Source organism: Neptunomonas sp., assembly GCF_016744175.1.
In the GTDB taxonomy this organism is placed as follows: Bacteria; Pseudomonadota; Gammaproteobacteria; order Pseudomonadales; family Balneatricaceae; genus Neptunomonas.
Map to the genome: position 1 here is coordinate 88085 of NZ_JADGEV010000002.1, position 11333 is coordinate 99417.

12 protein-coding genes are annotated in these 11333 nt (G+C 43.4%); 4 read left to right on the forward strand and 8 right to left on the reverse strand.

What is annotated here, in order from left to right; translation table 11 throughout:
• Positions 1-142: 142 nt before the first annotated feature.
• The 4 genes from leuS (at position 143) to QZZ55_RS01455 (ending at position 4683) form a co-directional block, all read left to right on the forward strand.
• A complete protein-coding gene (gene leuS / locus QZZ55_RS01440) occupies positions 143-2737 on the forward strand; it encodes a leucine--tRNA ligase (protein ID WP_293264552.1) in 2595 nt (864 codons plus the stop codon).
• A 17-nt stretch (positions 2738-2754) separates the two neighbouring features.
• Positions 2755-3255 carry an LPS assembly lipoprotein LptE gene (gene lptE / locus QZZ55_RS01445; RefSeq protein WP_293264553.1) on the forward strand — a complete coding sequence of 167 codons (501 nt, stop codon included), beginning with the start codon at positions 2755-2757 and terminating at the stop codon, positions 3253-3255.
• Positions 3256-3274: 19 nt separating this feature from the next.
• Positions 3275-4303, forward strand: coding sequence for a DNA polymerase III subunit delta (holA, locus tag QZZ55_RS01450; protein WP_293264554.1), 1029 nt, complete (start codon positions 3275-3277; stop codon positions 4301-4303).
• Positions 4304-4368: 65 nt separating this feature from the next.
• Positions 4369-4683, forward strand: a complete 315-nt coding sequence (locus tag QZZ55_RS01455) for a cytochrome c (RefSeq protein WP_293264555.1) — start codon at positions 4369-4371, stop codon at positions 4681-4683.
• Positions 4684-4730: 47 nt separating this feature from the next.
• Here the strand turns inward: QZZ55_RS01455 and QZZ55_RS01460 are convergent, their stop codons facing one another.
• The 8 genes from QZZ55_RS01460 to mltB form a co-directional block, all read right to left on the reverse strand.
• The gene (locus QZZ55_RS01460; protein WP_293264557.1) at positions 4731-5171 is read right to left on the reverse strand and encodes an OsmC family protein; all 441 of its coding nucleotides are present in this window, start codon (positions 5169-5171) and stop codon (positions 4731-4733) included.
• Between the two features lie 158 nt (positions 5172-5329).
• Positions 5330-6313, reverse strand: coding sequence for a lipoyl synthase (gene lipA, locus QZZ55_RS01465; protein ID WP_293264559.1), 984 nt, complete (start codon positions 6311-6313; stop codon positions 5330-5332).
• A 1-nt stretch (position 6314) separates the two neighbouring features.
• Entirely contained in the window at positions 6315-6971 is a 657-nt protein-coding gene (lipB, locus tag QZZ55_RS01470; protein WP_293264561.1) for a lipoyl(octanoyl) transferase LipB, read from the reverse strand.
• Entirely contained in the window at positions 6971-7261 is a 291-nt protein-coding gene (locus QZZ55_RS01475) for a DUF493 family protein (protein ID WP_293264563.1), read from the reverse strand. Before QZZ55_RS01475 ends, lipB begins: the two co-directional genes overlap by 1 nt.
• A gap of 2 nt (positions 7262-7263) precedes the next feature.
• Positions 7264-8118: an aminotransferase class IV gene (locus tag QZZ55_RS01480; RefSeq protein ID WP_293264565.1), complete on the reverse strand. Its 855-nt coding sequence runs from the start codon at positions 8116-8118 to the stop codon at positions 7264-7266.
• A gap of 78 nt (positions 8119-8196) precedes the next feature.
• Positions 8197-9345: a D-alanyl-D-alanine carboxypeptidase family protein gene (locus QZZ55_RS01485; protein ID WP_293264682.1), complete on the reverse strand. Its 1149-nt coding sequence runs from the start codon at positions 9343-9345 to the stop codon at positions 8197-8199.
• A 110-nt stretch (positions 9346-9455) separates the two neighbouring features.
• Positions 9456-10295 carry a septal ring lytic transglycosylase RlpA family protein gene (locus tag QZZ55_RS01490; protein WP_293264567.1) on the reverse strand — a complete coding sequence of 280 codons (840 nt, stop codon included), beginning with the start codon at positions 10293-10295 and terminating at the stop codon, positions 9456-9458.
• 6 nt (positions 10296-10301) lie between these two features.
• Positions 10302-11333 carry a lytic murein transglycosylase B gene (gene mltB / locus QZZ55_RS01495; RefSeq protein WP_293264569.1) on the reverse strand — a complete coding sequence of 344 codons (1032 nt, stop codon included), beginning with the start codon at positions 11331-11333 and terminating at the stop codon, positions 10302-10304.

Consider the following 11333-nt stretch of genomic DNA (forward strand, 5'->3'; position numbering starts at 1 on the left):
ACGCAATTAGACGACCTATACTGCTGTTGATAGCAGGGCTTATATTGTATGCTATGCAGCATACTCTAAACTTTCCAGTAGACTCTTTAACCAGCATCAACATAAGCCGGTTTATTGCCTGAGATTCCAATACGATACTACTATGAACGATCAATACGAACCGCAAAAGATAGAAACCCAGACTCAACAGTACTGGGAAGATAATAATAGTTTCCTATGCACCGAAGATACCAGTAAAGAAAAATTTTACTGCCTATCCATGTTCCCTTACCCAAGTGGCCGTCTGCACATGGGACATGTTCGTAACTACACTATCGGTGATGTAATCTCTCGTTACCAGCGTATGCAAGGAAAAAATGTACTCCAACCGATGGGTTGGGATGCTTTTGGCCTTCCGGCTGAAAATGCAGCGATGAACAACAATGTTCCGCCTGCTAAGTGGACATATGAAAACGTAAGCTACATGCGCGATCAGTTAAAACTGATGGGCTTTGGTTATGACTGGAACCGCGAACTCGCTACTTGTCACCCTGAATACTACCGTTGGGAGCAATGGTTCTTTACTCGCCTAATGGAAAAAGGGCTTGTTTATAAAAAAGAAGCTGAGGTTAACTGGGATCCAGTTGATATGACAGTACTTGCTAATGAGCAAGTAATCGATGGACGCGGCTGGCGCTCTGGGGCTTTAGTTGAACGTAAAAAAATCCCTCAGTGGTTCCTTAAAATCACTGACTACGCAGACCAGCTTGTTGACGACTTAGATAAGCTAACTGATTGGCCTGAACAGGTTATTACGCAGCAGCGCAACTGGATTGGCCGCTCCCAAGGTGTTGAGCTTAAGTTCCATGTTGAAGATGGCTCTGACCTAGAAGTCTTTACCACACGCCCTGATACATTAATGGGGGTTACGTATGTTGCCGTGGCGGCACAACACCCATTGGCATTAAAAGCTGCCGAATCCAACCCAGAATTAGCTCAGTTTATTGATGAATGTAAAAACATCAAAATGGCTGAAGCAGACATGGCTACGATGGAAAAACGCGGCATGTCGCTGGGTATTCAAGCGACTCACCCCCTAACGGGCGAACAAGTTCCAGTTTGGACAGCTAACTTTGTCCTAATGGATTATGGTTCAGGCGCTGTTATGGCAGTGCCAGCTCATGACCAGCGTGACTGGGAATTTGCTAAGAAATATGGACTAAAGATCAAACAAGTTATCGACTCAACAAATAGCGATATACAGGTCGATATTGAAAAAGAAGCCTTCACAGACAAAGGGACTTTAATCAACTCCGGTGACTTCAACGACCTTGAATTTGACCTGGCCTTTAAAGCAATATCATCTGAGCTTGAACGCCAACGTAAAGGCCAAATCACTATCAACTACCGATTGCGCGATTGGGGTGTTTCACGTCAGCGTTATTGGGGCACGCCAATTCCGGTTATTAACTGTGCAAGCTGTGGTGCATTGCCCGTACCTGAAGATCAACTGCCCGTTGTGTTACCTGAAAATGTTGAATTTGATGGTAGTGGCTCACCAATCAAAAAAATGGACAGCTTCATTAATACCACCTGCCCTTCATGCGGTGGTGCTGCTGAACGTGAAACAGATACCTTCGATACCTTTATGGAATCAAGCTGGTACTACGCTCGCTATGCAAGTCGCTCGACCGATAACGCTATGCTTGATCCAGAGAAAGCCAATTACTGGCTGCCTGTAGATCAATATATTGGCGGTATCGAGCACGCTATTTTACATTTATTGTATTCTCGTTTTTTCCACAAATTGATGCGTGACGAAGGCTTAGTCAATTCTGATGAACCATTCACTCGCCTACTTTGCCAAGGTATGGTTTTAGCTAATACTTATTACCGCGAAGATGAAAAAGGCGGAAAAGTATGGATTGCACCAACCGACGTTGTAACTGAAACAGATGATAAAGGTCGTATTGTTAGCGCTAATCACAAAGACGATGGCCAAGCTGTTATGCAAGCGGGCGTTACCAAAATGTCCAAGTCAAAAAACAACGGTATTGACCCGCAGGTCATGATCGATAAGTACGGTGCTGATACTGTGCGCTTGTTTATGATGTTCGCCGCACCGCCTGAGCAGTCGTTAGAATGGTCTGATTCTGGCGTTGAAGGTGCAAACCGTTTCCTACGTCGTTTGTGGAAACATGTACATGATCACTTATTAGATGGACAGGGCGTTGTAGAGCTAGATACAACTGCACTCACTGAACCGCAGAAAGAGTTGCGCCGCAAAGTGCATGAAACCATCAAGAAAGTATCTGATGATATTGAGCGTCGCCAGACATTTAATACCGCTATTGCCGCCGTAATGGAACTTCTGAACAGTATTACTAAGTTTGTTGATGTCAGCGACCAAGGCCGTGCAGTTATGCGTGAAGCATTACAAACAGCTATACAGTTGCTGTCTCCTATCGTGCCACACATCACTCACAAGTTGTGGAGCGAGCTTGGACATACAACAGACCTTCTCAACTCACCTTGGCCTACATTTGATGAAACAGCATTAGTGCGCTCATCCATTCAAATGGTTGTACAAGTGAATGGCAAAGTGCGAGCAAAAATGGATGTTGCGGCCGATGCGGATCAAGACACTATTTTGCATTCAGCACTAGCACTAGAGAATGTTCAAAAGTTTATGGTGGACAAATCAATTCGTAAAAAGATTGTAGTGCCCGGAAAACTGGTCAACATTGTTGTAGGTTAAAAGGAGTTATTAAATAGATGACCAATTACCACTTTTTAAGCCGATTTGTGTGTTTCACTCTAGCCATTGCTCTGATATCTGGATGCGGCTTTAAATTACGCGGCACGATGGATGTTCCCGAGTCATCAAGGATGGTCACACTTATTTTAAAAAGTGGTTCACCCGCTCAGTTTGACCAAGCGCTGAAACGTACGCTTAACCAGCAGGGTATTTCTCTACTGGAAGCAGCGCCTTATCAGCTAGCAATAAAGCAAGTTAGAGAGAACCGACGCTCTATCACACTAGATCGTAAAGCCAACGTGGATGAGTATGAACTGCTAGTATTGGTTAAATTTGAAATATTAAACCTCGAAGGTGAATCTGTTTCAGGTCCTCTAGTGGCGCGTACTGAGCGTATCTTTGATTACAATGCCGATGCTGCTACTGCAAGCTACTCATTGGAAAAAGAAATTCGTTCCGAAATGTGGCAATCGATCTCTGAACGTATCGTTCGCCAATTCGTCGCTCAAACACGCTAATGCCACAAGATAACGACAAATGAAGCTTTCTGCTGAGCAACTGACAGGCCACTTGCAACAAACGCATGCACCTGTGTATTTGATATCAGGTGATGAACCACTTATCAGTGCAGAATGTTGCGATCAATTGCGCAGTGCTTTTCGCCAGAAAGGCTTCAGCGAACGAGAAGTACTTCATGTAGAAGGCCAATTCAAATGGGAATACCTGCTCGAATGCGCTAACGCTCTTTCTCTTTTTGCTGAGCAAAAGCTTATTGAAATTCGCTTAGGCAGCCATAAAGTCAATAAAGCGGCTAGCGAAATTATTCAAGAGTACATCGCACACGCCCCTCCTGAAAATATCCTGCTAATCATTGCCGACAAGCTAGATAGCGGAGCAAAAAAATCTGCATGGCACAAAGCTATCGAACAAAAAGGTGTCTGTGTTGAAATCTGGCCGGTCGAAATACATCAACTCCCAGGTTGGATCAGGCATCGGGCGAATAGCAAAAAAATGCAACTCGATGATAGTGCAGTGCAGTTACTGTGTGATCGAGTGGAAGGCAATTTATTAGCAGCCAAGCAAGAACTAGACAAGTTACACCTACTCCACCCACATGGCATCCTTACCGCTGAACAGATTGTTGACGCTGTTTCAGATAACTCAAGGTACGATGTTTATGGCCTTATGGACACGATTGCACTAGGACAAAGCGAGCGCTGTATTAAGATTCTCAATGTGTTACGCCAAGAAGGGACGGAGCCGCCTATTGTTTTGTGGGCATTAACACGCGAAATTAGAATTCTATACGCTATCAGCCAAGGCCTAGAACGTGGTTTAGCTTACGAGACTATCTGCCAAAAAGAGCGCATATGGGGTAAGCGAAAACAATCGTTGCGCCGCTGTGCTGAACGCCTCAGCTTATCAACATTAGAAGATTTATTAAAAACTAGCCAACAACTAGACAAAGTAATCAAAGGAATGGCTACTGGATCTCCTTGGTTAATGCTGTCAGATATCAGTATTGCGCTCTCCGGAAAACGCCTTCAACTCACACCGTTCTTCTAATATCCTGCATTGAATCACAGAATAAACTACACTGATTCATAGGGACTTAGAAAAGGTCGGTTCATATGAAGAGCTGCATATTACAAATTTGTTCTCTATTGATCGTATTTATTACTCTTTCAGGCTGCACTGAAGAAAACCCTTTAAAACTAAAACAAGGCGACCAGCTCTACAATTACTACTGTAAGCAATGTCACATTAAAAGTGGCGTAGGCGCTCAGTATGAGCACTTACCTAAAGATCGCAAGAAAATGGCTGACTACGAAATCATACTCATGATTAAGCATGGCTACAGCATGGGTCATCAAATGCCGGTGTTTACTCAACTGTCAGATGAACAAGCCGATGCGATCGCAGAATACGTAGCAAAGATCCAATAAGCGCCAAAAAAAATGGGCCAGAATAAGCAACCCTGGCCCAAGATAGTTTACTCAGCTAACGTATGAACCACTTCAGTTGCCAGTTTAATGTTGTCATGTAGCGGACAACGATCACATACTTCATCAAGGAAAGCTTGTTTTTCAGTAGACGACAGCTGCGCATCAATTTCAGCTGTAACACGCACTACTTGAAAACCAGAACGATTATCTGTTGGTTTTCCTAACAAACCTGCAGGATCATAGTCGGCTTCCACTGACACTGAAAAGCTGTGCAGCTCTATCTTTTGCTGTTTAGCTGCGACGCGTCCAATGGTAGCAACGCAACCTGCCAGAGAAAATAGAAAATATTCCAAGGGGGTCGGACCTTCATCTGTACCGCCGCCTGCAGCAGGCTGATCAATAATAACTTTATGACCACGAATATCAGATTGAACTCGAAATGAATCACCCATTTCCGCTTCAACTCGCACTGTTTTAGTAACAGACATAACCTCTCCATATAAGAATATACTAATGTAATAATATTAGTATATACCACTATAAGAATAGATCTATTGAGCTTAATCAGGAGAGGAAGTATAGAGTAAAAGAAACAGGTGCTGTTCTTGCAACAACACCTGTCATATAGCGATTAGTTAGAAAGAGATTAACTAACTGTTTCACCTTTCGCTTGTAAATCAGCATGGTAAGAAGAGCGAACCAATGGGCCACTCGCAACATGGCTAAAGCCCAGTTCTTTGGCTACACGCGCAAACTCATCAAACTCATCAGGCGTAACAAAGCGATCAACTGGCAAATGGTTACGGCTCGGTTGCAAATACTGCCCAATGGTCAGCATGTTTACATTATGAGCACGAAGATCCTTTAATACTTCTATAATCTCTTCGTTTGTCTCACCCACACCTACCATCAATCCAGACTTAGTACGGATATCAGGACACTTTTCTTTAAACCCCTTAAGTAGGTCAAGTGACCACTGATAGTCGGCGCCTGGACGTACTTTACGGTACAAGCGAGGCACTGTTTCAAGGTTGTGGTTGAATACATCAGGAGGTGTTTGGCTAAGAATATTTAACGCCACTTCCATACGACCACGAAAATCAGGCACTAACGTTTCTACTTGAATCGTAGTAGAGCGTTGACGTGTTTCAGATATGCAGTTTGCAATGTGCTGAGCACCACCATCACGAAGATCATCACGATCTACTGAAGTTATCACCACATAGCGTAAACCCATATCAGTAATAGCTTCGGCCAGCTCTCTAGGCTCATTTTCAGCCAATGCATTTGGGCGACCGTGTGCTACATCACAAAATGGACAGCGGCGTGTGCAGATATCACCCATCACCATAAAAGTGGCTGTTCCATTAGTAAAACACTCACCTAAATTTGGGCAGCTTGCTTCTTCACAAACTGAAGACAATTTATGATGGCGCAGCTTTTCTTTAATTTTTTGAACTTCCTTGCTCGAGCCCATACGAACTCGTAACCATGGTGGCTTACGAAGCATTTCATCCTTTTCTGTCGGGATTACTTTAATAGGGATACGTGCCATTTTTTCAGCACCACGTAATTTAACACCCTGTTCCACCTTCACTACTGAAGAGGCTTTATCGGAACTGTTCGCCATACTATTGTGAGTCCAAGGAAGTTTGATGTGATATGGAATTATAACCTATTTCTTTAGTCAAGTAATTCACAAGCCATTGGGTTGCTTGATGCGGATCCGCATCAGTTACTAAGGAGCAAAGCTGTGTCATTTCCATACCGGCGTAACCGCATGGGTTAATTCTTAAAAATGGTTCTAGATCCATATTAAGATTTAAAGCCAAACCATGGAATGTACAACCACGTCGTACACGTAAGCCAAGCGATGCTATTTTCGCTTGGCCAACGTAAACACCTGGTGCATCCGGTTTCGCAAAAGCCTCTACTCCGAAGTGTTGCAGTGCACTAATAACACCCTTTTCCATGAGTGTAACTACATCACGAACACCAAGCTTATTTCTGCGCAGATCCAACAAAAGGTAAATTACCAGCTGGCCCGGCCCATGATAAGTCACTTGCCCGCCTCGATCGACCTGAACAACAGGAATGTCACCTGTCAAAAGCAGATGCTCCTCTTTTCCTGCCTGACCTTGCGTAAAAACGGGTTCGTGTTGCAGGACCCATATCTCATCAGCCGTGTCAGCATCCCGCTGATCCGTAAATGCTTGCATCTTTTGCCATATAGGCTCATATGGCTGGATACCGAGATCACGGGTAATCAGTTTATTATTGGTACTCATCAGATCACTATATGCACACGATCAGAAGCAATTAATTCTTCATGCAAATTTTTGAGCTGCTCCTCACCTGTCGCCGTAATAAACATTCTAATGGATCTGAACGTTCCTTTTTTACTGTCTTGAATAGTAATCCGGCTTTCATCTAAATCAGGTACATGCACCCGCATAACATCGACAACAAACGATTGGAAATCATCAGCATTTTTGCCGACGACTTTAATTGGATAATCGGGACAAGGAAATTCAATTTTTGGTGGTTGTACTTCTGTTGAAGGCTGTTCTTCGCTCATAATTACTCCCCCGTCATCAATTGATGTTGATAACGAGTAAAAATTTCAAACATGCGCTGCCAAAGAGGGCCTTTCAGGCCATTCCCAACAACATAATCATCTACCTGCATCACAGGCACAATCGCTCTTGTTGAGCTAGAAATCCAGACCTCATCTGCGCCAATCAACCGCTGGTAATCGATTTCCGTTTCTTGACGAGGAATTCCATATTGATCAGCTAGCTCTAAAATCAGCGCCCTAGTAGTACCGCTCAATATTTCTGTGCCGATAGGAGGCGTATATAGAACACCCTGCTCGACAATAAAGAAGTTGCAACTCGCTCCTTCAGTGAGCGCCCCATCACGTTGTAATATTGCCTCTTGAGCACCCAGCTCGCGCGCCTGCTGGAGCACCAAAATATTAGGCAGTAAACACGTCGATTTTATATCACAACGATGCCAGCGAAGGTCGGCGGTAACGATAACCTTTATACCTTCAACTTTATCAGCACCCTCCTGATAAATATCTCGAATCGGCTGACAGCACGCAAACACTGTAGGCACAAGGCCTTGGTCTATTGCATGAACACGTTTGCCCGCACTACCGCGCGTTACTTGTAGGTAAACAGAGAGATTACCTCCGCCATTTAATTCAACTAAACGGCTTAGGGTAATAATCCAGTCAAGCTCTAATTCAATTCGTAATGCGCGAAGACTATGCTCCAAGCGTTGCAAGTGCTCTTCCAGTCTGAAGCCGACACCCTGATAAAAAGGTATCACTTCATACACGCTGTCACTGAACAGGAAGCCACGATCAAATACCGACACAGTGGCTTGGTCAGCGGGGATATACTCCCCATTTAAATATACTGTATCCATTGTCACCAAAACACAAAAGCTCACATTAAAAATGTGAGCTCATGTAACAGGCTAACTCCAAAGAGAATCAGCAGCTAATTAGCTAATCAAGCTCATAAAGAACAACATAATGGTATGCCATATCTGCTTCAATATGCCACCTTCCTCTACATTTTCCATTGCAACTAATGGCACTCTGACAACGTCTTCACCATTTAATGTAACGCGAACAGCACCATACTCCTGCCCTTTAACAACAGGTGCTTTAATCACTTTATCCACATCCATTGTTGCATTTAATTCATCGGCCTGACCTCTAGGAATGGTCACGGCTAATGACTCATCAAGACCTAAACGAACCTGATCCTGAATACCGCCCCATACTTTAGCGGTATTAAGGATCTCATCAGAACCGTATAGCTTATGCGTACGGAAGTAGCGAAATGCATAAGCCAATACTTTTTGGCTTTCTTGTGCTCTTGCTTCTTCGCTACTGGTGCCCATAACAACAGATATCAAACGCATGCCGTCACGCTTGGCTGAAGCAACTAAGCAGTACCCTGCTTCGTCCGTGTGGCCTGTTTTTATGCCATCTACGGTGCGGTCACGCCAAAGTAACTTGTTACGATTTGGCTGGCGGATATTGTTATAGGTAAAGTATTTTTCTGAATAGATTCCATAATGTTCAGGAAACTGCTGGATAATCGCTTTTGCAAGAATAGCTAAATCTTTAGCTGTAGAGAAGTGCCCTTCAGCTGGTAAACCCGTCGCATTATTAAAATGAGTATTATTCATACCCAGCAGTTTGGCATGCTGGTTCATTAAATCAGCAAAAGCAGATTCACTACCCGCAATATGCTCTGCTACTGCTACCGAAGCATCGTTGCCTGATTGAATAATTATACCTTTAAGCAAATCATCCAGTTTGACCTGCGTACCTTCTTTGATAAACATCCTCGAACCCGGAGTCCTCCAAGCTTTTTCGCTGACCAGTACTAGGTCATCTTTGCTGATATTCCCTTTATCCAGTTCGTATTCAACCAGATAACTAGTCATCATCTTTGTTAGGCTTGCTGGCGCAAAGCGCTCATCGGATCTACTGGATAGGATTAGCTTCCCGGTATCAGCATCCATCACTAAGTATGAGGTTGCCGAAATCTGTGGTGCAGAAGGGATCAACGCAGTCGCTGCTTGTAGGTGTCCAACACTTAGAAAAAGGAATAGAAAAGTTAAAAAGGCTGTTTGCAGTCTTTGCACAGTAAATTCCTGAATATGTCTGCTGATTTATTTCCAGAGTAGACGTTATTACAAAGAATAAGTTCTACTCAACTTTATGTTTTATGCGGTTTATCGCTATTTTATGGCAAGTCTACCAGATGCGCCCCAACAAACCCTCTTTGGTCTAGCTTTTCAATCATAATATCTACATTTTCATGATTCTTCACTGGCCCAAGTAACACCCTATATAGTTGCCCACTTGTACGATTAACACTATTTACATGAGCGGCAACGCTAAAATCACGATTTAATTGATTCGCTACTTTACGCGCCGATATTTGAGCCGAATAAGCACCGACCTGCAAATAACTTCCGGAAGCAAGAGCTCTGCCTTGTGCCACGCTTACACGTGACACTTGAGGAGCAGAAATCACTTTAGAGGCATTCCATGTAACGGGATTAATGGCTTCAACTTCTACCGCTGCAGTTCCACTACGCAACATACCCAGCTTTGAAGCAGCGGCATAAGACAAATCTATAATTCTACCCTTATGAAATGGGCCCCGATCATTAACACGCACTATCACTTGCCTACCGTTCTTTAAGTTTGTCACTTTTACGTACGTTGGTATAGGAAGTGACTTATGCGCAGCTGTCATTTTATACATATCATAGGTTTCACCATTAGAGGTCAGGTGGCCATGAAATTTATTACCATACCAAGATGCCCCTCCTCTCTCTTTATAACCATTTGATGATGACATTACTGAGTAGCGCTTTCCCAATACTTTATAATTACTCTTATTACCGCCACGGCTTTTTGGTTCAACTTTTGGAACCGCATCTTTCACGTGAGACACATCAACTTTTGCTGCAGGCCCATGGTCATATTTTATACTGTAACGGCTTGAGCTTGGCTTACTACTACAACCACTCAATAACAGAGCAATGATGGAAACTGATAGTATTAGAAATTTCATTCAGTGCTAACCTTTCGCGTCTGTTTGTTTAGCTGCTATTTTTTCAGCCAATTTCTTAGTCTTTATCTCTTCACTTAACTGCAGCACTGCCATCGCATATAAACGGCTACGGTTGTAACGAGTAACAACATAATAATTATTATAACCAAGCCAATAAGCTTCACTGTCTTGATCTTTCATTTTCAGTAATACGGCAGCTACATCCTGCGCCTCTACCTGGCTTGCCTTCACACCCAAGGCTTTCCAGCCTGATAGTAGTTTCGCCGGTTTTTCACCCGTATTAATAATATCATTAGGCAATGACCTCGATAATTTTACTTCAGTTACTGCATTTTTATTTGCCAGCCAACCATGCTTAAAGAAATAGTTGGCAACACTACCAATGGCATCTACCGGGCTATTCCATAGGTCTTTTTTCCCATCACGATCAAAATCTACTGCATAAGCTAAGAAACTGGATGGGATAAACTGCCCATAACCCATAGCACCAGCGTATGAGCTTTTTAATGTGGTAACGTCAATTTTTTCGTTTCTAGCAAGAATCAACAAATCTTTTAGCTGCCCTTGAAAGAAAGCTGCTCGACGCGGGTACTCAAAACCTAAGGTAGCCAAAGCATCTAACGCTCTATAACTACCCGTGTTACGACCATAATGCGTCTCGATTCCGATGATTGAGACGATTATTTCTGCAGGCACACCATATACTTGTTCAGCTCGGTGGAGCGTCTCTTCATGCTTACGCCAGAAATCAACACCGCGAGAAATACGCTTTGGCTTAACAAAGAGTTTTCGGTAGCCCCCCCAATCAAGTCGTTTTTCAGCAGGCCTATTCATTGCTTTCAAAATACTATCTTTCTTTCTAGCGCTAGAAAGTACAGATAGAAGGTAATCTTTTGAAAACGACTCATCTTCCATCATAAGCAGCCACTTTTGAGCTTCGGGGTGGCCGCTATATCCTTTAGCATCCTCGCCCAACACTACACTGTTTATACATGCGCCCAATATGATTGCGACACACACTTTCCAGCTCAATTTCAT